Annotated in this window: 15 protein-coding genes; 8 read left to right on the top strand and 7 right to left on the bottom strand. The window is 59.6% G+C overall.

What is annotated here, in order from left to right; translation table 11 throughout:
• Positions 1-34 precede the first annotated feature (34 nt).
• The 4 genes from OP10G_RS17555 to OP10G_RS17540 all read right to left on the bottom strand — a co-directional run bounded on the left by OP10G_RS17555 (position 35) and on the right by OP10G_RS17540 (position 9,528).
• Positions 35-4,930, bottom strand: a complete 4,896-nt coding sequence (locus OP10G_RS17555; protein ID WP_476701868.1) for a beta strand repeat-containing protein — start codon at positions 4,928-4,930, stop codon at positions 35-37.
• Positions 4,931-5,276: 346 nt separating this feature from the next.
• Positions 5,277-5,771 (bottom strand): Crp/Fnr family transcriptional regulator, encoded by a 495-nt coding sequence (locus OP10G_RS17550; protein WP_084179468.1) that lies wholly within the window; start codon positions 5,769-5,771, stop codon positions 5,277-5,279.
• A gap of 122 nt (positions 5,772-5,893) precedes the next feature.
• Positions 5,894-7,234: a DUF1552 domain-containing protein gene (locus tag OP10G_RS17545; RefSeq protein WP_025229136.1), complete on the bottom strand. Its 1,341-nt coding sequence runs from the start codon at positions 7,232-7,234 to the stop codon at positions 5,894-5,896.
• Positions 7,231-9,528, bottom strand: coding sequence for a DUF1592 domain-containing protein (locus OP10G_RS17540; protein WP_025229137.1), 2,298 nt, complete (start codon positions 9,526-9,528; stop codon positions 7,231-7,233). Before OP10G_RS17540 ends, OP10G_RS17545 begins: the two co-directional genes overlap by 4 nt.
• Before the next feature lie 114 nt (positions 9,529-9,642).
• On the opposite strand from OP10G_RS17540, the gene OP10G_RS17535 reads away from it, so the two are divergent.
• The gene (locus OP10G_RS17535) at positions 9,643-10,995 is read left to right on the top strand and encodes a membrane bound O-acyl transferase family-domain-containing protein (RefSeq protein WP_158409276.1); all 1,353 of its coding nucleotides are present in this window, start codon (positions 9,643-9,645) and stop codon (positions 10,993-10,995) included.
• 345 nt (positions 10,996-11,340) lie between these two features.
• On the opposite strand, the gene OP10G_RS17530 is transcribed toward OP10G_RS17535, so the two are convergent.
• Complete coding sequence (locus OP10G_RS17530; protein WP_144241220.1) at positions 11,341-12,060, bottom strand: CE1 family esterase; 720 nt, start codon at positions 12,058-12,060, stop codon at positions 11,341-11,343.
• 383 nt (positions 12,061-12,443) lie between these two features.
• On the opposite strand from OP10G_RS17530, the gene OP10G_RS27480 reads away from it, so the two are divergent.
• The 3 genes from OP10G_RS27480 (at position 12,444) to OP10G_RS17515 (ending at position 17,267) form a co-directional block, all read left to right on the top strand.
• Positions 12,444-12,629 (top strand): hypothetical protein, encoded by a 186-nt coding sequence (locus tag OP10G_RS27480; RefSeq protein ID WP_144241219.1) that lies wholly within the window; start codon positions 12,444-12,446, stop codon positions 12,627-12,629.
• Positions 12,630-12,735: 106 nt separating this feature from the next.
• Positions 12,736-14,817 (top strand): glycoside hydrolase family 44 protein, encoded by a 2,082-nt coding sequence (locus OP10G_RS17520; RefSeq protein WP_158409275.1) that lies wholly within the window; start codon positions 12,736-12,738, stop codon positions 14,815-14,817.
• Between the two features lie 365 nt (positions 14,818-15,182).
• Positions 15,183-17,267, top strand: coding sequence for a glycoside hydrolase family 44 protein (locus OP10G_RS17515; RefSeq protein ID WP_025229142.1), 2,085 nt, complete (start codon positions 15,183-15,185; stop codon positions 17,265-17,267).
• A 182-nt stretch (positions 17,268-17,449) separates the two neighbouring features.
• Here the strand turns inward: OP10G_RS17515 and OP10G_RS17510 are convergent, their stop codons facing one another.
• Positions 17,450-19,708 (bottom strand): FdhF/YdeP family oxidoreductase, encoded by a 2,259-nt coding sequence (locus OP10G_RS17510; RefSeq protein WP_025229143.1) that lies wholly within the window; start codon positions 19,706-19,708, stop codon positions 17,450-17,452.
• A 140-nt stretch (positions 19,709-19,848) separates the two neighbouring features.
• Between OP10G_RS17510 and OP10G_RS17505 the strand changes: the two genes are divergently transcribed.
• The 4 genes from OP10G_RS17505 to OP10G_RS17490 are packed head-to-tail and all read left to right on the top strand — an operon-like array spanning position 19,849 to position 23,110.
• Positions 19,849-20,238, top strand: coding sequence for a BlaI/MecI/CopY family transcriptional regulator (locus OP10G_RS17505; RefSeq protein ID WP_025229144.1), 390 nt, complete (start codon positions 19,849-19,851; stop codon positions 20,236-20,238).
• Positions 20,228-21,796, top strand: coding sequence for a M56 family metallopeptidase (locus tag OP10G_RS17500; protein WP_038473296.1), 1,569 nt, complete (start codon positions 20,228-20,230; stop codon positions 21,794-21,796). Before OP10G_RS17505 ends, OP10G_RS17500 begins: the two co-directional genes overlap by 11 nt.
• 28 nt (positions 21,797-21,824) lie before the next feature.
• Positions 21,825-22,169 carry a DUF5655 domain-containing protein gene (locus OP10G_RS17495; RefSeq protein ID WP_025229146.1) on the top strand — a complete coding sequence of 115 codons (345 nt, stop codon included), beginning with the start codon at positions 21,825-21,827 and terminating at the stop codon, positions 22,167-22,169.
• Complete coding sequence (locus OP10G_RS17490) at positions 22,169-23,110, top strand: aldo/keto reductase (protein ID WP_025229147.1); 942 nt, start codon at positions 22,169-22,171, stop codon at positions 23,108-23,110. Before OP10G_RS17495 ends, OP10G_RS17490 begins: the two co-directional genes overlap by 1 nt.
• A 65-nt stretch (positions 23,111-23,175) precedes the next feature.
• On the opposite strand, the gene OP10G_RS17485 is transcribed toward OP10G_RS17490, so the two are convergent.
• Positions 23,176-23,691 carry a hypothetical protein gene (locus OP10G_RS17485; RefSeq protein WP_025229148.1) on the bottom strand — a complete coding sequence of 172 codons (516 nt, stop codon included), beginning with the start codon at positions 23,689-23,691 and terminating at the stop codon, positions 23,176-23,178.
• Between the last annotated feature and the right edge of the window lie 30 nt (positions 23,692-23,721).

Genomic DNA, 23,721 nt, shown 5'->3' with positions numbered 1-23,721 from the left:
ATCCACCGGAGCCCGTTTCCCTCGTCAAGTTCGGCTAGAAGCCGAACTTGACGAGGAGGGAGGCTTGTGCCGATGCGCCCGCAGCCGACGCGATGAGCGTCGTCCTTTGGTCGCGCGATACGCGCCGAGTCGTTAAGGTGAACGTGTACGTGGTCTGTCCGGCCGGTACCGTGATGGCCGCGGGGATCGCGACGAACTGGTTGTTCACCACGCTGATGTTGACCGAAGTCCCACCGGCCTTCGCCGGAGCATCCAGCGTGATCGTCACACTGACCGTCTGGCCGCCGGTAACCGACGCCTTGTTGAACGCCACGCTTAGCACGCCAATCGATCGAACTTCGAGCACCGCGGTCGCAGGAGTGGTTCCTGCCCCAAGGCTGGCTGTAATCGTCACGTTAGTATTAGCGTCCACCGAGAAGGTGTTCACCGTGAAGGTTGCCGTGGTCTGACCCGCAGGGATCGTCACCGTAGCAACCGCCGGATTAGCCACGGCGGTGTTGCTCGAAGAGAGCGCCACCACCAAGCCGCCGGCTCCGGCCGGTCGGGCGGAAGTCACCGTGCCCGTCACACTCTGCCCACCCGAGACCGAAGCCGGATTGAGCGAGAGCGCGATGTCTACCCCGGTCACTGTCAGCGTGGCTGACTTGGAGTCCGTGGCAGATCGAGAGGCGGTAATCGTCACCACCTTCGTCTTCGAGATCACCTGCGTTGGCACGTCGACGGTAGCCGTCTGAGCCCCAGCAGGAATGGTTACCGACGACGCGATGGTCGCGGTAGCCGGATCGCTAGAAGCAAGGTTGACCAGAACGCCGCTAGCCGGCGCCGGCGCGCTCAAGTTGACCGTGAGCGTTGCCGTATCGCCACCGTTGACGGTGCTCGGATCGATGCTAATCGAAGCGATCGTCGCCGTAACCACCGTGAAGGTGTTCGAGACCGACCCTGCCTGGTACTCGCCACTCGCCGCCCGATTCGCGGTGACGCGAACCGTTGCGTTGCTGGTCACGTTCGGCGTCGTCACCGTAAAGGTGTGCGACGTCTCGGCGTTTCCGAAGTGGATCGTCGTCGGATTGATCACGAACCCGGCCGGAGCGCCACCCAAGGTGACGTCGAACCCGTTCGGCCCTGCTTCGCCATCGAGAACCAACGTTCCCGTAGTGGAGCTTAGACCCGCCACAACCTGAGGGTTGAAGGTGAGGTTCAGAAGGTTAGCCGTCGTGAGCGTCATGGCCGCTGTGCGGTTGACTCCCAGAACCGAAGCAGTCACGTTGGCAAACGTCTTCTTATCGACGCCCGCCGTCTTGACCGTGAAGTTCACCGAGGAGAGACCCTCCGGAACCGTGACCTGACTGCCTCCGGGGAAGGAGATCAGGCTCGGCGTGTCGGTCGTGAGGTTGACGACGACGCCGCCGCCACCCACCAGAGCCGGAGCCGAGAGGCTGATGCGGCCGCTCGTAACGTTTCCACCGACGAGAGTATTCGGCGTGACGCCGATTCCCTGCAGCCAAGGCACTACGTTGAGACGCGTGCTCTGGAACGTGCCGAGATACGTAGCCTTCACATTCACCGCCGTGTTCGCCGTAACCGCGTTCGTGTAGATGGTGAAATTACCGGTGGTCTGACCGCCGGCGATCGTGAGGACCATGCTCGACTGAGGAGACGTTGGGCTGAACGAAGCGCTCGCGTTATCGAGAGTGATCTCGACCTGAGCCCCATCACCCGGCGCCGGGCCCGAAAGGGTGACCGTTCCCGTGCTAGTAGCGCCAAGCCCACCCGGAACCGTACTCGGGTTCAAGTTGACGGCCTGGATGCTCGCTACCGACGTGTACCGGAGCTTCGTGACGAAGCCGTCACGGCGGTAGGCAGCTGTGAGAGTGCCAGGACCCCACGTGTTGCCGTTATGGTCGCCATAGGCGCCGTAGACCATAGTCATGTTCGTATCGCCGCCTGCCGCCGGAGTAGCCTTGAAAGCCAAGGGCGAGATCAGGTTCTGCGGCGGATACGGATTCTGACCGGCTTGCACGGGCAAGCCCTCTCCGGTGTGTCCGTACTGCTTGACGGTTCCCGTGGAGCTGACCGTAATGTACCGGCGGGCCGAGTCGGTCCAACCGTTGACCCACACGTCTCCAAACTTGTCGACGTACGGCCCGAAGACCATCTCGTCGTAAAGTCCACCGGTCCACGACATGTAGAGCCAATTGGAGAACGTTTGATTGAGTCCGAAAACCCACCCTTCCGTCGTCGGCATCTCAGGCACCGCCGGTGAGGAATAGGTGTAGTCGAGCGGATATCTGGGTTCTGGAGTTGTCGGCGTCGGAAGCGGAAGCGGAATCGGGAGGGTCGGGAACGCAGTCGCAATCGGCTCGTTCGGGTCGCCCGGCGCTTGGCCGTTCGTCTGGGGGAAGTCCAGGAAATTCGGGTGAGCCGTACCGGCCACCCACGTATTTCCGCTCGGATCTACGCTGATGCCCGACGGAACAATATTTCCCGTCGTCTTCAGGTTCGTCGACTGAATAATCGTGGCGCCGTCGGCGCTGATCTTCGTCACGAACACGACCGCATTGGCGTCGAACGTCTCGCCGAAGACGTTACTTGTCCTCGGGAAGTTGAAAGAACGAGCAATACCGGTCATGTAGATGCTGTTTTGTGCATCCACGTAGATGGCGGAGCCGACCTTATCGGTCACGCCGTGCGGATCGGTATCGATACCGCCGATCGTGTCATCTCCATTTCCACCCAAGATTCCCGACAGGACGATGTTGCCCTGCTGGTCGTACTTGCGCATGAAGGTGTCGATGTAGCGAAGCTTATCTCCGTTCTCGAAGATGCCCGGCGTGGTTGGGAACTCCCCGTTACTGCCAGGGTTATCGTCGTTGAATCCGTCGAATCCAACGTTGCCGCAGATGTAGGCATCGCCGTTCCGATCCATCGCGAAGCCGCCGAGGGTTGTGACCAGCGTGCCGGCAACCCACTTTGTGGCAGCGGTATTGGGCGTGATCACGCCGTTGCTGAACGACGACAAAGCAATGAAGGAGAAGTTATCCTGCGTACCGCCGACTCCGGGAATTCCCGTCGCTGCGCCGCCGAAAGGCGGCGTATAGTCGCCGGCAAATCCAAACAAGACAGGATCGTTAGGGCCTGGATTGTCGTTCTGCTTAACGGCGAACCCAGAGAGGAGTTCGTTTCCTTCTCCACCGAAGATCTGGACGATGTCGCCGGCTGGGTCGAGCACTTTGCTCGAACTCTTCGCCCAGCGCATCACAAAGATGTCGGTGAATTTGGATTGCGTATAGCTTGGAACCGGGCCTAGCAGTTGCGTGATTGACTCCAGCGTGGGAGCCGGTCCCGGCGTCGGAGAGTTCTGCGGAGTGAACTGGATATCAAAGACCCCGCCCGTGGAGAACGGTGTGCCAGTTACCTTAAACGTTCCACCATTGAGATTGGTGAGCGCATTCAGCGCCGCCTGGACTGTTGCCGCATTCGCGGCCACCGACAGGAAGGCGGTCGTTTGCGCGGCGAGAGGACCTCCGATCGGATCGGTGTACGTCAGGGTCCAAGAACCGGTCTTCGGGAACGTTCGCGTCACGAATGCGCGCGTCGTAAAAGCGTCGGGGTTCGGGAACTGCCCCGTTCCGGTCGTAAAGACGTGCGGCCTTAAGCCGAACACCGACTTGTTTCCGGGGACATTATCCTCCGTCACCGGAGTGATGATCGCAGGACCGAGGTCGCCGTCCGTCACGATCCTATAGATCGTGCCCTGGAAGGTGCCCGGCAACTGCGTCCCACGAACCGCCGTCACGGACTTCAGGACTCCGCCCGAGAGGGCGGGAATCGCGCTCAGCGCGTTGAAGACCTGGGTAGTCGTCGCATTGAACGGAAGCGGGGTGGTTCTCCGACCAAGGTAGGAGAGTACAAATGTTCCGCCATTCGCCTGGGGATCGCCCGTCAGGAACTGAATATTGTCCCGGGGGTTGTTCGGGAAGTCCGTGCTCGCGGTTCGACCGGCGATCCACAGATTTCCGAACGGGTCCAACGTGCAGAACTGGGCGATGTCGTTCTGGCTTCCGCCGAAGTACGCCGAGTAGACATTGCTGTAAGCGTCGCCTCGGAGCTTCGCGACGAATGCATCGTATCCGCCCTTCAGATTGAATCCGTACGGACCGGTAAGGGCAGGAAAGTCTGGCGCCAAGGTGCGACCGACGAGAAACACGCCGTCGGAGTCCGAAACCACGTTTCGAACCTCGTCGTTACCGCTTTCGCCTCCGTAGTAGCTGCCGTAAACCAGCGGGTCGATGACCAGCGTTCGCGACTTATCGTAGCCGCCAAGCTTGATCCCGATGCTTCCGTCCGGACGCTGGAAATACTTGGCCGCGACAAGCGTCTTACCCTTGCCGTTCGCCTGATAGGCCACCGGATGGCCATTCTTCAGGGCGCCGAGCGTCGTTCCCAGAACGACTTCATTGCCACGAACCTTGACCGCACTGGCGCCATCAAAGCGAACGCGTACCGTCGACGGATCCGCGTTTGGTGCGACGATCAGGTCGTAGCGAGGCTTGCTGCCATCAACGTAGTACCGAGCGTCGATTCCGGAATAGATGTCCTTTTGGACGACCGCGCCGTATCGATGGGCGGTTCCTGGCGTATTCCCCGTGTTGGTGCGGTAGGCCGCGCCGCCCGGGAGAGCCAAACCTTCGGGCATTACCCTCGAGTTCTTGGATCCATCGAACGACATACGAATCGCCTGGCCGGTGCGCTGGCCCTCAGAGCCAACTACCGTGTAGTAGTCGTAGATCGCACCCTGGGATGTGATCCAAACATCGAGGTTGCGCGTTCGCGACAAGAATTTGGCGCGCGCGTCCCATTGACCTAAATTTTCTGTAAATCCAGCCGCTGCCGCACGGAGTTTCTGGCTTAGTTCAGCCTTCGACGCCACGGGCTTTTTCAACGACTGCGGCGGAGTGCCACTCGCAAATACGCCCAGGGTAAGTCCCAAAGCGCCCGCGAGAGCGGCTCCTCTAAAGCAGTTCCTTCTCAAGAACACAAGTACGACACCTCTTAACCGAGTAAAAACCGACGAATGCACCAAGATCCGAAGCCGGCGAGGCGAACCTCTACGGCGACGCTGCCATATGGAGACAGTGCCGGAGCGAGCCCATTATAGAACAAGCCACGACAACCTGGGGCAAACCCAATGCAGTAGACGCCATGAAACGTCTAATTGGTGCGAGTCATCGACACCGGGGGCACGAAAAAACGTGCAAAAACTTAAATGAGGACAACTAACCTCGGCTCAGCGACGTCTCGCTCTCATCGATTGCCATTAACGCAGCGATATTGTTGTTAGCTGCACGCAATCTCGCGCATAGGACTCTACTAATATTTAGCAAGGCTCGAAGTGCGATGTCCGGACGCTCTTGCAAGATCTTTCGCAAGGGGCCGGCGGGCAGCACCACCGCATCGCTAGGTCCACTGCTAACGACGGAAACCGACCGAGGCTTACTGTCTAAGAACGAGATCTCGCCCAATGGCATGCCTGGCTTTACGACCCCGATCGGCTCGCCGATCACCGTGAGGATGTTGGCCCGGCCGCTCGCCAAGATAAGAAGATCTTGGCTGTCGTCGAACTGACGCAAAATCGGCTCGCCGTCGACGTAACTTCGCTCCTCGGCGATCGCGTAGAGCTGCTCGAGCTGCTCTTCGGTAAAGCCTTGGGCGAGGTAACTCTCGCGAATCGCGTCTTGGACGTTCATAATCGGGTCCCGTAAACTCACCATGGGTTGCACTTACTTACAACCGATGGACTACTGCCAAGGTTGAGGTAGTTCCTCAGCCGGCCGCAACTGAGGCACAATGACCTATTCGCAGCATGGAAACAATAGGCCCATGCCGGCGTCCCTTAGAACAATCCCTGTAACTTACCCGTGCTGTCACCCAGCGTTTCGACGGGAACCCCTACTTTATCGAGCATCGACAGGAACAAATTGTTCATCGGGGTCCCATTCGCGTACCGCTTGTGCTCTCCCGTGTGAACCGTACCACCGCCCTTACCTGCCAAAAGGATCGGCAGATCGTCGTGGTTGTGCCGGTTACCGTCGCTGATTCCCCCGCCGTACACGATCATGGAGTTGTCGAGAAGCGTTCCGTCGACCTCCTTGATCCCCTGCATCCGCTCCAGCATATAGGCAAGCTGCTCGACGTGGAATCGGTCGATCTGCCGCTTCTTCTCTAGCTTCGCCGGCTCGTTGCCGTGGTGCGAAATGTCATGGTGCCCCTCCGGAACGCCGATCTGGGCGTAGCTGCGGTTGCTCCCCTCATTGGCGTACATCAGCGTTCCAACCCGCGTGAGGTCGGCCTGGAAAGCAAGGACCATCATGTCGCCCATTAACTTGATGTGGTCGGCATAATCCTTTGGCACTCCGGACGGGATTCGAACGCCGCCCTCCACCATTACCGCCGTCGCCTGGTCGTATTTCGAAATTCGGAGCTCGATCTCCCGGACCGACGTTAGGTATTCATCCAGCTTAAGCTGGTCCCGCTTGCCAAGCTGGCCGCGAAGGTTGCTCGCATCCTCGAGGACGAAGTCCAAGATACTGTGGTTGTAACGGGCGCGGCGAAGCCGGCTCTCCGCGCTCTCCTTGCTGTCGCCGTTTCCGAACAACCGCTCGAAGACCAACCGCGGATTAACTTCCTTGGCCACCGGCGTCGCTTCGCCCCGCCACGAGATGCTGGACGAATAGGCGCACGAGTAACCAGAGTCGCAGTTTCCGGCCTGAGCCCCGCGCTCGCAACCGAGCTCGATCGATGGGAACAAAGTGTTCTTGCCGATATGCATCGCAGCAAGCTGGTCGGCGGAGATCCCATTCTTAATATCCGCGCCCGCCGTCTTCTTGGGATGCACCCCGGTAAGCCAAGCCGCCGCCGATCGCGCGTGGTCGCCCGGTCCGTCGCCGAGCGCGAACGCGTTCTTCTGGGTCAAACCGGTGAGCACCGAAACCGAGCTTCGAACCGCGTGCAACGGCTCCAGCGTCGACGGCAGCACGTAGCTCGTCCCCTCGATCTCCGGGGTCCACTCGGACATGCGAATCCCATTCGGAACGAACACAAATCCCATCCGGACCACTCGTGCCTTGGGTGAAGCCGCCATTGCGGTAATCGGCAGCATTCCCTCCAGCAGCGGAATTGCCATGGCAGTGCCAAGACCTTTCAGAAACGTCCGTCGCGCGATGAGTTGGCTCATTTGGATCCTTTGGCGGCGGGTCGCCGCATTCGGAACGGTTCACTTGTCACGATAGCCGCGACAAGCGACGAAAATCTATATCCATTCTGTCGCACCGTCGTTGAGATGCGGTCGATGTAACACCGGTCGGTAGATTCCATTCCACGTCCGATTGCGTACGTCAGCATCTTATCCGCCAAGCAGGCGACAAATTCATTCTTTCTGCCAAGAAGTATATTTCGAAGCTCGGTGGGTCCACTAAACTTGGTTCCGTCGGTTAGAACGCCCGACGCGTCGATCGTCGCCTCCCCTTCCTTCGTCCGCCACTTCCCGGTGGGATCGAAGTTTTCCAGGCTAAATCCAATCGGATCCATGCGGCGATGGCACGAGGCACAAGAAGGATCCTTGCGGTGCTGTTCCATCTTCTGCCGCAAGGTCCCCGTTAGCATCTTCCCAGTAGCGCTAAGGTCGCCGACGCCGGGAGGCGGAGGAGGCGGCGGCTGGTTGAGCAGCTCGTCAAGTACCCACTTCCCTCGCTTCACCGGTGAGGTTCGCGTAGGATTCGAGGTCAACGTCAGAATGCTTGCTTGCGAAAGTAGGCCGCCGCGCGGCGTTCCCTGGAGCGAAACCCTGCGGAACTGGTCCCCCTGGACCCCCTCGATTCCGTAATGCTTGGCCAACCGCTCATTCATGTAGGAGTACCTGGCGCCCAAGAAGTCCAAGACGCTCCGGTCGTTCCGCACGATCCCGTCGAAGAACGTCTTGGTCTCCGTCATCATATCGTCGCGAAGCTTGTCGCTAAATTCCGGAAACTCTTTCGGATCCGGAGCGATGTCCGACAGCTTCCGAAGGTTTAGCCACTGGGCCGCAAATCCATCCGCGAGCGCCTCGCTCTTCGGGTCGGCCAACATCCGCCGCGCCTCGCGCTCCAAGATCGCTACCTTCGCCAACTCGCCGCTGGCGGCGAGTCGCTGAAGCCGATCGTCCGGCATCGAGCCCCACAGGAAATAGCTGAGGCGCGACGCCAGTTCGTACGGTCCCACCGCCGCCTTGGAGTCCTCTCGCTCGACCCGGAAAAGGAAATTCGGCGATGAGAGCACGGCCTGAACTCCGACTTGAACCGCGCGTTCGTACGACTCGCCATCCTTCATCACTAAATTGGCGATCTGCGTCAACCGGTCCACCTCAGTGGACGTTGCCGGCCGTCGGAACGCACGGTTGGCAAACGCCTTCAGGACTTCCCGAATCGGCGGTCGGCCCGCGGCCGTATCGGGAGGAATGATTCTCTTATGCGAATCCGGCAATCCGTCGTAACCGGCTTCCGGCTGCACCACTTCGATGTAATCGATCGCCAAGTTGCGGTCTTGCGGAGGCGGCCCGGCCGTGTAGTAATCGTTCGTGTACTCGGCCGAGATCTCGTGCTTCCCCGCTTCCACCCTTACCGGAAACTCGTACACGCCCGGCTTTGCCTCGACCGCTTTCACCTCGACGGTATCGATAAGTTGCTTGTCCACCCGAACCGCCATCTTCGGCGCCTCAGGCCCCGCCTGCTGACCGTACGCGCCGATCTTCACCCGGTACATCCCCGTATGCGGAAAGTTGTGGGTGGCCACCATCGCTCCCGCGGAGAAGAGGATCCATCCTCCCTGCTCGACCGATCCCCCGGTGGTGTTCCTCAGGGCATCCGCGTCGTAGTGCCCGGCCGGCTTGCTCGGCAATACGATCGCCTGCTTGGCGACCTCCCCGGCCGCTCGCAGATACTTCTCCATAAGGAGCGGCGAGATCGACAACACGTCCCCGACGTTGTCGAATCCGTATCCCACGTCGTCCGACGGAAAATCCGACGAAAGATGGAGGTCGAGCCCAGTAAGGTCCCGAATGGTGTTGTCGTACTCCATCCGATTCAGCCGCCGCATCGTAACCCGGCCGGGGTTCGCCAATTCACAGCTTGCAAGAAGTGCTTGCGACCAGTTGACGAGCGCCTGCCGCTGAGCCTTGCTTGGAGCCGGAGCCCCTGCCGGCGGCATATGTCCGGAGCCGACGTTCACCGCGACTTTGTCCCAGATCTGCGAATTCGCCCGTGCCGCCGCTTCGGTGGCTACCTTGTCGAGGGCGATGCCTCCGCTCGCGGACGGTCCCGAGTGGCATCGGATGCAGAACTGCTTGATTACCGGGCGCACGTCTCGCGCAAACGTCGGGACCCCCTTTTGAGGCTTGGCTTTTGCCTGCTGAGCCGCCGAAGGCGTCAAAGGCCACAACCCAACGGCCAACAGCCCGGTTGCCCCCACCAAGCCGATGCTAGTTCGTCTTCCCATTCAATTCTTCTTAGCCCTTATCAGTGTAGTGTGCTCTACATCGAACTCTCGAATTTTCTTTGATTCTTGCTAAGTTCTTAATTTTCAGTAAGTTCTGAAACTATAATGTTCTCGATGGGCACGCTGGGCTTTGTCGCCGCTTGGACACTAGCATGGTTGATTGCCGCCCTCATTCCTGGCCTACCCCGAACTCCGCGAGCACGCGGGTTCGCTTGGCTCTTTCCTGCCGCCGGAATCGCACTCCTCATCGTTTTTCGATCCGAGCCTGCCGGGTTGCGACTACTGGCTTCCAGCTTGCTTTTCCTCTATTTGATGAAGGGAGCCGTCACCCTCCAATCGCCGCCGGTTCGCCTTCGCCTTCTCGACCACCTGCTGTTCGTCACGATCTGGCCCGGGATGGACGCGGAAAGCTTCGCCCAGCGTGCACCGGCGCCCAACGGCACGGGTGCCCGATTTGGACGAGGTTTGACACTTATGCTGTTCGGAATCGCGGTTGCTGGCGCGACCGCGATCTTTCTTCCGTGGATTCCTCCTATGGCCGTCGGCTGGCTTGGCATCGCCGGCATCCTCTTGACAGTTCATTTCGGGGCCAGCGAAGTAATGACGAGCGCCCTCTGGATGCTCGGTCGCCCCGTCCGCCCTCTCTTCGATCGGCCGTATGCGAGCCGGACCTTGAGCGAGTTTTGGACCCGCCGCTGGAATCTTGCTTTCGTCGAGATGGACCGACGCCTGTTCCTACCGGCGCTGGTCGGTCGGATCGGACTAAGGCGTGCCATCTTCGCGGTCTTCCTGATCTCCGGGCTGCTACACGAAATGGCGATCAGTTACTCGGTTGGCGCCGGTTGGGGCGGTCCAATGCTCTACTTCGCCATCCAGTGTCTTGGTCTGGGTCTCGAACGACGATGGCGAGTCAGATCGAAGCTATGGACACTGGCCTGGATCTTTGTCCCCTTGCCTCTCCTGTTCCACACCCCTTTCCGGAACCAGCTGATCGTCCCGCTATTCGTTTGGCTGCACCATCAAATAACTAGTCAGCCCCTCACTTGGTATGTCGGCGCCTTGCTTTGGTCGCTGGGCGCGATGCAGCTCTGCGTTCTGCTGGCCAGCTCTCAAGTGCCGAAAAAGCTGAATTGGAGCGAGGAGTTGCCTCGGCTCTCCCCATTCAACCGGAAACTGATGTGGACCTACGGGATCTTCATCGTCACCACCATCGTTTCGTTCGCGATCCTCACGCTCGTCCTTCACGACTCGTTCTTGCGTGGTGAAACTGCGGCGATCGGCCTGGCAAGCTTTATGTGCGGTTTCTGGGCATTGCGGCTTGTGTTTGACGCTTTCTACTTTCGAAGCGAAGACTGGCCAGCCGGAGAGGAGTTCAAAGTCGGCCATGCGTTGCTGAACGCCCTGTTCGCTTACCTCGTGCTGGGGTACGGCGCGGTGGCCGCATACGGCTGGCTAGCGCGGCGGTGATGGCCGTGCTGCCCCACGGCCAAGTTCTAAACCCATCCCGAGTTCGGCGTGCCCGCTACTAGACCGTTAAGCCCCATTTGATGGATAAATGCCTTCCCTCCCGACCTCGGAGAGGTCACAGAACGTAGCCCGGTGGTCGAAGACCTCGGATAGGGATCAATACCGTTTAGTTAAAGTGGCACGGGCGGCTTGCCCGTGGGTATCTCGGGCGGCCCGCCCGAGTAGAAGCCTCCCGTTCATCCATATTTAGACCGTATTGGGGTAGGGATCCCGATCCGCTCCGACCCGGGGGGGGGGGCGTCGTAGAATCTCACGGAACATCCTTCCACTAGAGTTGCCGCTCTACTAGTGCCGCTTAAAGAACGCAACGATCTGCTCGATCGCGGGCTTTGGGATCGAATGGGGTCCTGGAAAGATATACGTCCCGAGTTCCAAACCATCCGCCCCCGGCTCCAGCCGGGTGTAACCGTCTGTTCTCCCCTTCGAGGCGTCGGTCCCCAGATGTCGCCGCACCGCATTGATGCTCATTTCCTGAATGCGATAAGGAACGATCTTGTCCTCCGTCCCCGCGACAATGAAGGCGGGGATCGCCTTGGCGTTGCGGATACCGAGCACGGCTGGGCTGGCCGAGGGAGCCACCGCTGCCAATATATTGCCTCGCTCCGACCAAAGGAGATACGTCATGCGCCCCCCGTTGGAGTGGCCGGTGACGTACACCCTTTTGGGATCGAACTTGCCATGAAAAGACCTCATCATCGCGTCAAAGAACGCCAGGTCGCGGTCCTCATAATCCCCTTTCTTCTGCTGCCAGCCGTTCAGCTTCCCCTCTGGATCGGTGATTCCTTTGGTGGGCAACCCTTGCGGGTACACGACCATCGCCTCTGGCCACTTACCCTCGATCCCAAAGCTGCGCTGGGCCTGGCGCATATTGCCGCCGTGTCCGTGGAAGACGAAGACCAATGGCGGTTTGGCGGATTTCGGAGCAACCACGATCGCCTGTCGATCGAGCGCCCCAACCTTAAATATCTGAACCGCGGAATCCTGCCCAGCCAAAAGCAACAGCATTGCTACCATGGGTAGACAGACGAAGCCTTGGGTCCAAGGTTCAATCCATTTGGCCGAGAACCCTCTCACAAAGCGGTCGCGTCCCTAAGTCGATGACGAGTGGAACCAAGGTTTGTCTTGCGGCCGGCTTGATCTGTTTGGCTGCGGTCGCTTGGATTGGACTCCAGGTTTTCGACCAGGTCCTGCACGTCAACCAACCGCGAATTCGCGAAGGGGACCATGCCCGGGCGCGCGCCGAGTTCGGTTCCCTAGTGACGGAAAATCCGTCCCACCTAAGAGTCCGATGGATCGAACTCGATTCCGGGGTCGAGATATTTGAATACCCTTCGCGCAGTTCCCTAAAGGATCTTGAGAAGCATGCAGGCCCTAACTGGGCTTTCGAGATGAAAAGCAAAGACTACGCCGAATTCTATTGGACTGGCTCAGACTCCCCGCCACGTGGGTTGTCTTTCGGCCAAGTGTGGAGACAGGCGAACCGAACGGTTATCTCGTTGGTCGCCCTCGAATCGATGATCACGGACTCTTCCTGGCAGAGACAGATTCGGATGAAGGCGCTTGGCGACCCGTAGGCAGTACAGGCCTTTTGACCCATGGACAAGATCTAATCGTTTAGAGCAATCTGCGATTCACGTTAGAATGGGCGCGGATCGTCGTGCCAACTTGGCGACTCGAAACATGAAAGCTCGCTCCCTGCCAACAACTCGTCTTGTTATTGCCATCCTCGCGGCTGCTCATCCGTTGGCCGGATTCGCGCAAACCGTTATCTCGGTTAATGTGCAGGCCAACCGTCACCCAATCAATCCGAACATCTACGGCACCGCATGGGCCACCCAGGTCCAATTAGGCGATCTCAATGCGCCGATCAATCGGTACGGCGGAAATAACTCTAGCCGCTACAACTGGAATTTGAACGCGGACAATCGAGGCAGCGACTGGTTCTTCCAGAGCATCGCCGACACCAGCTCGGTCGCCGGAGAGCGAGGCGACACGATCGTTGGGGCAGCTAAGAATGTCGGCGTGCAGGCGATGATCACGATTCCCATGGTTCCGTACATCGCCAAGTTGGGGGCCAACCGAGGCATGATCTGGTCGTTCTCCAAGGCGAAATACGGGAACCAGACGAATTACGATCCGTGGCATTCCGACTCGGGCAACGGGGTCAGCGCCGCCGCCGGGAATCCGTACATTACCGGCAACGATCCTCTGGATGCCAACGTCGCGAACAGCCCCGCCACCCAAACCGCATGGGTGAACCACCTCATCTCCAAGTGGGGAGCGTCCAACGCCGGCGGGGTCAAGTACTACATCATGGACAACGAGCCATCGCTGTGGAACAGCACCCATCGGGATGTGCACCCGGCCGGAGAAACCTACGACGAGCTCTTTAACGCTTATAAAACTTACGCTCTAGGAATTCGGAACGCAGATCCGAACGCACTCATCGTAGGCCCTGAAGAGTGGGGTTGGACTGGTTACTTCTTCAGCGGCGCGGACGCGGCGTACGGATCGAGCCACGGCTGGGGCGGCCCATTCCCGGACAAGACGGCCCACTCCAACATGGACCACGTGCCTTGGCTGTTGAAGACTCTAAAGGCATATCAAACCAGCTCGGGCAAGCAGCTTCTGAACGTCTTCAGCCTCCACTACTATCCGCAGCAGGGAGAATTCGGTGATGATGACTCGGCGGGAATGCGCGCGATCCGTAACCGTTCGACGAGATCGCTTTGGGACCCTTCCTACACGGACACGTCGTGGATCGGTTCGAACGTTCAGCTTATCCCTCGGATGAAGTCATGGGTGAGCACGTACTATCCGGGGCTGCAGACCGCCATCACGGAATACAACTGGGGCGATGAATCTCAGCTCAACGGGGCAACGACCCAAGCGGACATTTACGGCATCTTCGGCCGTGAAGGGCTGGACATGGGAGCTCGCTGGGGTACTCCGGATACAAAGACGCCTACGTACCTGGCGATGAAGATCTACCGTAACTACGACGGAGCGAAGTCGACCTTCGGTGATACGAGCGTAGGGTGCACGGTGCCCAATCCCGACAACCTGTCTGCCTTCGCCGCCGAGAAGACCGCCGACGGCTCGGTTCGGGTGATGGTGATCAACAAGCTCGCTTCGGCCGCCTCGATTCGCATCGACCTTTCAAACTTCTCCTCGGCCGACGTCGCCTCGTCGTGGCAGATTTCGTCGGCGACGCAGACCTCCATCAACCATTTGGCCGACGTCTCCGTTAAGTCCAATTCGCTCGCAACGACGGTGCCCGCCCAGAGCATCACCCTCTACGTCTTCGCCAAGGCGACCACCGGCCCGCAGTACGATTTCGAAGCGAATACCCAGAGTTGGGGAGGTTCGGGGGCTCCAATCTCATCGGTGGCGTGGTCGACCGCTCAGCACTCCAGCGGAACCCACTCCTTGGCCGTGAACCTAAACGGTGCCGCGGGCGCTGCTTCGGTCGTGGTGGCGAACCCCACGACTCCCGCCGGAAAGACGGTTATCTACCATGTGTGGATACCCACCGGAAGCAAGATCAAATCGGTGCAGGCATGGGTGATGCAGCCGGCATCGGGGAATAACACCTTCACGGGCACGATCAAGACGCTCGCCCAACTCACCGCCGGGGCTTGGAATACGATCACGGTCACGGTTCCCGCGAACGCGAAGACTCCTCTCGCCAAGTTGGGAGTTCAGTTCGTCACCAGCGCCACTTGGACCGGAACCTGCTACGTCGACGCCATAAGTTGGTAACCCGAATCCCCCAGTCAACGTGGCATGGGCTTCCAGCCCATGTGTATCACGACCATCCTGGTCGTGTAAACGTAGCATCGGCTCCCAGCCGATGACCCCCACAACCATCCCGCCCGTGTGAAAGTCTTCTGTTTCCCGGGTCGGGAAAGCCACAACCGCCCCCGTCGCTTCCAAGCTTTCACGTTCAACTTAACCGCCGCCCCAAAAATGTCCGGACCACTGCATCTAATCGATTAGATTTAGCAAGAATCGCGATATGATGGTTTTGTTCGTCGTCTCGACGCAGGGGAGAGCGCCCTCCCTAACGTCGCATGCCTTTGCAATGTCGGCTCGATGGCCGACCGTATCGATGGAGATATGTTGTGATGACAGGTACGTCTAGTCCTTTACTTCGCCTTGCCCTCGCCTCCCTGGCGACCGCAGTTCCCTTCGCCGCAATTGCTCAAACCGTAATCACGGTAAACGTCACGGGGAACCGCAAAGCGATCAATCCGAACATCTACGGCACCGCCTACGCGACGGCCGCCCAACTTCCCGATCTGAACTGTCCGGTCAACCGGTATGGAGGAAATAACTCCAGCCGCTACAACTGGAATCTGAACGCGGACAATCGCGGGAGCGACTGGTTCTTCCAAAGCATCGCCGACACAAGCGCGGTGGCGGGCGAGCGAGGAGACACCTTCTTCTCCACCGCCAAAACCGCCGGCGCGCAAGCGTTGATTACGATTCCTATGGTTCCCTACATCGCCAATCTAGCATCGGGAAGGAATAAGCTCTGGTCGTTCTCAAAGGCGAAGTACGGCAATCAAACCGCCTACGACTCCTTCAATCCAGACTCGGGAAACGGCATCAGCACCGCCTCCGGCAATCCTTACATCACCGGGAATAATCCTCTCGACGCGAATGTGGCGAACAGCGTAGCCACCCAGACCGCGTGGGTAAACCACCTGATCGCCACCTGGGGCTCCTCGAGTGCCGGCGGAGTCAAGTACTACATCATGGACAACGAGCCGGCGCTCTGGAACAGCACCCACCGCGACGTCCATCCGGCCGGCGAGACGTACGACGAAATCCTCAACCTCTACAAGACCTACGCCCTCGCAATCCGCAACGCGGATGCCAACGCCCAGATCGTTGGACCGGAGGAGTGGGGTTGGACCGGCTACTTCTATAGCGGAAGCGACGCCGCCTGGGCGAACACGCACGGCTGGGGCGGCCCCTTCCCCGATAAAAGCGCCCACGGCAACATGGACCATATTCCCTGGCTGCTGCAGCAGTTGAAGGCGTACCAGACCAGCTCGGGCAAGCAGCTTCTAAACGTCTTCAGCCTCCACTACTACCCGCAGCAGGGCGAATTCAGCAACGACGACTCTGCCGCTATGCGAACGATTCGAAACCGGTCGACTCGCTCCCTATGGGATCCTAGCTACGTCGACACTTCTTGGATCAACTCCAATGTGCAGCTCATCCCGCGCATGAAGTCCTGGGTTAGCACCTACTACCCGGGTCTCCAAACGGCGATTACCGAATACAACTGGGGCGACGAAGCCCAGCTAAACGGCGCCACCGCCCAAGCCGACATCTTCGGCATCTTCGGCCGCGAAGGACTCGACATGGCGACCCGGTGGACGACGCCGGCGACCAACTGTCCGACGTACCTTGCGATGAAGATCTATCGAAACTACGATGGATCGAAGTCGACCTTTGGCGAAACGAGCGTCTCGTGCACCGTCCCGAACCCGGATAACCTGTCCGCGTTTGCCTCCCAGCGAACTTCGGACGGCGCAACCACGGTGATGGTCGTCAACAAGCTCGGCTCGAGCGCGCCGATTAGGATCGACCTGTCGAACTTCACACCCAGCGGTACGGCCACGGTGTGGCAGATTTCATCGGCGACCCAAACCTCGATTAACCATCTGGCGAATGCCACGTTGAGCGGCAACTCCCTCTCCGCGACAGTGCCCGCGCAGAGCGTCACTCTTTACGTCATCGCCAAATCGACGGCGAGCGGCCCCCAGTACGACTTCGAGTCGAATACTCAGGGCTGGACATCGAGCGGAGTCCCGGTCGCGTCCGTCTCTTGGTCCACAACCCAACACTTCGCCGGAACCCACTCTCTCGCCGTAAATATCAATGGGGCGGCGGGCACCGGCAACGCGTTCGTTGGCGGCCCAACGGTTGCCGCCGGCAGCACGGTCACCTTCCACGTGTGGATCCCGGCCACCAGCTCGATCACTTCCATTCAACCGTACGTCCAACAAGGCGCGAGCGGTGGTTGGACTTGGTCCGGTACCTGGAAGGACATCTCGACCCTTACCAAGGGGGGCTGGAACACGATCACCGTCGCTGTCCCCGCCAACGCGGTAAACCCAATGTACCAATTGGGTTGCCAGTTCACCACCAACGCCACCTCCACTACCACCTGCTACATCGACGCAGTCAGTTGGTAATGCGCCCGGCGCCTCCTGTCTTCGGGAGAGGAGGCGCCCCATAAACCGTGGTTAGACGGAGTCTAATCCCCCGAGCCTAACTCCCGGGCGAGGATCCTTTGCGTCTTCGCGCCTTTGCGTGATCCTCCTCCGGCAAATTGGGACTTGGAAGAGCCGAAACGTCCCCGCTGTCCGCTACAAAACTAGCAAGACTTCATCCGATCCCGCGACGAAGCTTGGTGCGACGTCAACGTGCCGGGTCGGATCAGCTCGAACATCGTCCCGAACGTGCTCGGCTCGACCGTGACCACCGCCGCCTTGAACGCAGGGGTTCGGGACCGGGGATCCGTCTTGCGCGGGACCAAGACATTCGCCTCTGGGTAGTACATCAGCGCGCAGCCCTCCGCGATATCGAACGGTCGGACCACGATGTTTCGCATCGTGCCGACCTCGTTCCGCACCGTCACCGGTTGATCGGCATGGAGGTCTAACCGCTCGATATCTCGCGCGTTCATCAGGATCACGTCGCGCCGCTCCTGACCCCGATAGATGTCCTGTTCCTCGTACACCACCGAGTTGAACTGCCCTTCGGAGCGCACCGTCATCAGCCGAAGCTGCCGCTCTCCTAGCGGAGCATTCTTCGGGATTGGATGAGCCCGGAACAGTGCCCGACCGCTCGGGGTCGGGAACTTCGGCTCGTGCAAAATGCGGCCGGGGATGTGAAATTCGCGCTTCGTCTCGCCGATCGACTCGAGCTCCTCAAATCCCGGGACCAAGCGGGCAATGAGCTTCCGGATCTCGTCGTGGTCATGGAGCTTCGACCAGTCCAGCGGACCGCCCTCGCCGAGCGCTCGGAAGGCGATATCGGCCAGAACGGCAACTTCGCTCCTTGGCCCCTCATGCCGCGCCGGGCCTCCGTCGCTTAATCGCACGTAGTTGAACATCGACTCCTGGGTCGTGCTCTGCGGCTCTTCGTCGCGCGCCAACACCGGAAGGATGACGGTCGTCTTCCCTAACCCGTGCGCGTGGCCCGTGTTAAGGGTCGTGTTCATGTAGACCAACACTTCGAGCTGACCCAGCGATTTCGCCGCGAAGTTGGAGTCGGGATTAGCGCCGTAGAGATTGCCGCCTAGGCACAGGCCGAAGTCCATTTCGCCTCGCTCACCCGCTTCCATGGCCGCGAGCGTATCGTGGCCGCTGAAATCCGGCGACTTAAGACCGATCGTCTCCAGTCGCTCCAACGCCGCCTTCTTCAGAATGGGGCTGACTCCGACCGAGCCGAGACCCTGAACGTTGCTATGGCCGCGTATCGGCATAACTCCGGCTCCGTCCTTGCCGATCATCCCACGCAAGAGGGCGAGGTTGACGATCCACTGGACATTTTCGACCCCGTGCTCGTGGTGAGTGATCCCCATCGTCCAACTGAAGATCGCCCGTTTGGACTTCGCATACTGATCGGCAACGTCTTGAACCTGCGCGCGGCTGAGGCCGCTTGCCGCCTCTACCTCCTCCCACGTGAGCGAGGCGACGTATTGCCGCACCTCTTCGTAGCGCAAGGTGTGTTCGGAGATGTACTCCTTGGATACCGCGTCGCGCTCGATAAGCCGCTTAGCCATCCCGGCGAATAGCGCGATGTCGCCGCCGATCGTCGGCTGCAAGTACCCCGAGGCGATCTCCGTTCCGAACAACATGCTGACGACGTTGGACGGTACTTTGAAGTTGACGAGCCCCGTCTCCTTGACCGGATTGACGACGATGACCTTGCCGCCCCGGCTTCTCAGCTTCATCAGAAGCGTCATCAGTCTCGGGTGGTTCGATGCCGGATTGCCACCGATGAGGAACAGCATGTCGCAGTGCTCGACGTCCTCTAAAGCAACGGTGCTCGTTCCGGTGCCTAATGAATCGGTGAGCCCGACACCGCTCGCTTGGTGGCAGTAGTACGAGCAGTTGCTGATATGGTTCGTACCGTAGGCGCGAGCCAGCAGATTCAGCAGGAAGCCCGCTTCGTTGGAGCTGCGCCCGCTGCAATAGAAGAAGCTCCGCTCCGGCGGCGCGTCCTTGAGTCTGCCTCCGATCAGGTCGAGAGCCTCGTCCCAGGTCGCCACCCGGTAGTGAGTATCGCCCGGGCCGGCGATGAGCGGATCGACGATCCGTCCGCACATTTCCAACTCCCGGGAAGAAAGCCCCTTGAGCTGATCGATAGAGTAGGTCTCAAAAAAGCGCGGCTCGATGCGGCCCTGCATGTCCGCCGCCATCGCCTGGAACGACTTCTTGCAGACCTCGGGAAAGCGTCCGGCTTCGTTTCGCATCCCACCAAGCTGCCCGCCCATGCCGAGCGCGCAGGTTTTGCAAGCGTTCCGCGAGCTTAACGCCCGATAGAATCGCAGAGGCCCCAGTTCCTGAGCCTTCCGCAGCCCATACCGCACCGCCTGCCAACCCCCGCCGCTCTTAACCTTTCTCATCGTTCCCTTACAGGATACGCCCGGCAGCCTCGCCGCCTCTCCAATCCTCCCGATTCACAAACCAACCACCACTCAAAAAACTCTACCGACATTTGTCGTTTCTGCTGTAAGATCATGCAACGACAATTGTCGGTAAGCAAATGAAGAAGAAACCGAGCATTGGCAGGTCGGAAAGCGACGTTCTGAGATTCATCGCCGAAAGCGGTGGAGCATCCGTCACCGAGGTTGGCGACTACCTCGCTGCGACGAAGGGGCAGACCCGGAATACCGCCCTCAACATGATGGAGCGACTACGTCAGAAGGGATTTGTCGCGCGGAAAAAGGTGGACGGCGTCTACCACTATTTCCCTTCGCAGGAGAAAGAACGGCTCCTCCAATCGTTCGTAGAGGACTTCGTGGATGGCGTGCTGGGGGGCTCGGTTGCCCCGCTGGTGGCCTACCTGGGCAGTCGCACCGAGGTCGACGAACGGCAATTCGAAGAGCTCCGAAAACTGGTTCAAGCCTTGGAGAAAACACGCGATGACACGTGACCTGTTTGTTGCCTTGGTGCTTCAAAGCAGCCTCCTCTTCCTCATGGTGTGGGCGATCTTTCAACTGGCTCCGGCCATTCCCGCCAACGCAAAGGCATGGATCTGGCGATTGGCTTTCCTTAAGCCGATCGTGAGCTTGCTTCCCTTCGCCGCGATCACCCTCCACCTATTGCCGGCAGGAATACCGGAAGTCATCCTTGCGAAAGCTCCGGTGGTCGAAAGCATGCCGTTGATCAGCGGCCCACCCATTCCCATCACTCAAAAGGCGGAGAACCTAACTTTCGATCCGCTCTCTCTCCTCTGGCTCCTGGGAGCCGCCGGCATGTTGGGCGCGGGCATTGTGGGCCGGCTCCGCGCCGGCCATATCGTCCTCCATGCGAGACCCGTGACGGACGCATATCTGCTTGACTTGCTCCAAGAGTTCGGAGGCGCCTCCGGAACCGCCGACCAACTGGCGCTTGTCTGCAGCCGCTCGATTCAGAGCCCAATGGTCGTCGGTGGTCGCAAGGCTACGATCGTGCTGCCTGCCTCGACCCTTGAAAGCGGCTCTCCTTCCGACGCAAAGCTCATGCTGCTGCACGAGCTGGCCCACGTTCGTCGGCGGGATCTCAGTTGGCTCGGTCTCATTTGGCTGGTCCAGTCACTATTCTTTTTCAACCCCATCGTTTGGCTCGCGGCTCGATGCGCGAGGCAGGACCACGAATCTGCTACGGATCGGCACACGGCCCAATGGTCCGGCGTGCCGATCCAAACCTACGCCGACATGTTATTGCGCGCTTCGGTGGTGGCGCGCCCGTCGCTCGTTCCCGGAGCCCTTCCGATGTCCGAGTCGTACCGAACGATCCGCCGAAGATTGAATGCCATGAAACACTTCGACTCGAAACCCTCCCTCGCCCGGAAATCGGCAATTGGCGCACTCGCCCTTGTGACCCTGTGCGCCCTCCCCATGTACAACCTCGCGGAAGCTTCTTCTCCTCAACAGGGTCCTCCTTTGGAAGTCCGCGGGCGAGTTGAAGCAGGGGACGCGGGCCGCCCCGATGTGATCTCTGCCGAGTTCCAATCGTACGACGCCCGTACTGCTCTCCAAATGCTTTGTGAGTACTCGCACAAGAGCTACAGCATAGATCCGGTCTTAAAAGGAACGGTAACGGTCGACCTGAGAAACGTGACGTTCGAAACCGCCTTGCAAATGCTTCTCCGACAGATCGACGGAACGTTTAGAAATAAGAAGGGCGTGTACGTAATGACCTACCAAGGCCCTTCGGTCACGGCTCCTCCCTTCTCCGGCCCAACCTTCTCCGGCCATGTCGCGCCCTCGAAACCGGTGACCTTCAAGTGCGACCGCATGGATTTGCGCGCCGCTCTACGCATGCTGTTCCAGCTAAGGCCAACGAACTACACGATCGACCCCGCGGTTCAAGGCGTCGTGACGGTCTCTGTTCGGGAGGTGACCCTAGACGTTGCCCTGACGACCCTTCTCAAGAACAGCAATGCGACCTACCGGCTCGACAAAGGGGTCTACCTGGTCGTTCCAAGATCTACCCCCAAAAAGAAGTAAGACTCTGAGCCCCGAGTTGTAAGATGGGATGATGATTCCCAGTCTCTTCGAGGGGCGCCCCAAGGCTTCCGAGATTTACGGGAGTCTCGTTCCGGTCTTGAATGCCTTGGGAGCCCACTCGGTCGAAGAGAAGAAGAGCTCCTTGCACGTTGTGGCCGGACGAGCCGCTTTCCTCGGAGTCCATCCGCGAAAGGACGGACTTCGGTTGAACCTCGTCCTCGCGCGCCAACTCGCGGGACCGCGGGTAGCGAAAGCGGAGCAGGTTTCCGCGAAGCGCTACCACAACGAAGTCGATATCAAAGACGTCGGAGAGATCGACGAGGAGCTTCGCGCTTGGATCTCTGAAGCCTACTCCCGGGTTACAAGCGGCTGATGGACTTCACCACGCTCGGCCGAACCGGCTTACGAGTCTCCCGGCTCGGTTTGGGAGCCGGTGGCCATAGCCGCCTCGGACTCTCTTACGGCCGCAGCGAGGTGGATGCCGAAGCCGTCGTTCGAGCCGCTCTCGACTTGGGAGTCAACTTCTTCGACACCGCCGAAGGATATCGGACCGAGGAAGTCGTCGGACGGGGGCTAAGGGACGTGCCCCGCCACCAGATCGTAATCTCCACCAAAGCCGGCGTTGGCTGGCAGGAGCGGCGATCGACGCCGGACGAATACCGTAATCGAATCGACGCCTGCCTCGAGAGACTGCAAACCGACTATATCGATATCTTTCACATTCACGGCGCCCGAGTCGAGGATTACGACTACGCCCGAGACGCCCTCGTACCGGTCCTCAAAGACTCTCAACGCCAAGGCAAGATCCGCTTCGTCGGGGTCACTGAGGCGTTTGGCCCGGATCCAACCCATGAGATGCTCAAACTGGCCGTGCGCGACGACTGCTGGGACGTGGTCATGGTCGGGTTCAACATTCTCAATCAATCGGCCCGTGAAATCGCCTTGAAGCCGTATTTGGAACGGAGCGTTGGTATGTTATGCATGTTCGCCGTTCGGCGCGCCCTAAGCCATCCGGCAGCGCTTAGCGACCTAATGTCAAAGCTCGCCGCCGAAGGACTCATCGATCCGAAGAGCTTCAACCCCGAAGACCCGCTCGGCTTCTTAGTGAAAGAAGGTGGCGCCTCCAGCGTCACCGAAGCTGCTTACCGGTTCTGTCGCTGGGAACCCGGCCTCGACGTGATCTTGACCGGCACCGGAAGCATCGACCATTTACGGGAGAATGCGCGCGCAATCAACCTCCCACCCCTGCCAACCGAGATCGTCGACCGGCTACGGGCCATGTTTCGTGGAATCGACTCTGTTTCGGGCAACTAACACCAAAAGAGAGAGGGAGCGAAACCGCGTTTCGCTCCCTCTCTCTTTTGGTCGTTTAGCTTCGCTTAGAAGCGATAGCCGGCGTAAACGCCGAATCCGTTCAGGTCGCTCTTGGAGCTGAAGAAGTACTTCGCCTGGACGAAGAACGGGTTGTAGCTCGTGGAGCCGCTGTTCGCGAACTCGTACGTCGCACCCAATTGGCCACTAAGACCGGTCGAGCTCGTGCCGATGCGCACGAAATCCACGCCTAGACCTGCCGAGAACACGAGTTGGTTCACGCGGATGTTATAGTTCAGCGCGATCGGAATCGCCCGGACGCCATCCTTCTCATAGTAGTCGCCCGTGATGCTTATGTAAGAAACGTGGCCGTTCGCTTCCGGGGCCGGAATCTCCTTCAACTTATAGTCCGCGCCGAAGGCAAACCAGGTCTTGCCGATGTCTCTCGCCAAATCGTTCGTCGGAAAGAAAACGCCGATGCGAGCCGAAATGCCCGAAGGGCCGTTCGTCTGCGCATTCGCAACTCCGACACATGCCAAAACCGATGCGGCCACTGCCGCCTTCGCGATCCAAGACTTCCTCATCCAATTACCTCCATGGTCTCTAACGATAGA

This window comes from Fimbriimonas ginsengisoli Gsoil 348, from assembly GCF_000724625.1.
Classification (GTDB): domain Bacteria; phylum Armatimonadota; class Fimbriimonadia; order Fimbriimonadales; family Fimbriimonadaceae; genus Fimbriimonas; species Fimbriimonas ginsengisoli.
This window is presented reverse-complemented; position numbering and strand designations above follow the sequence as displayed.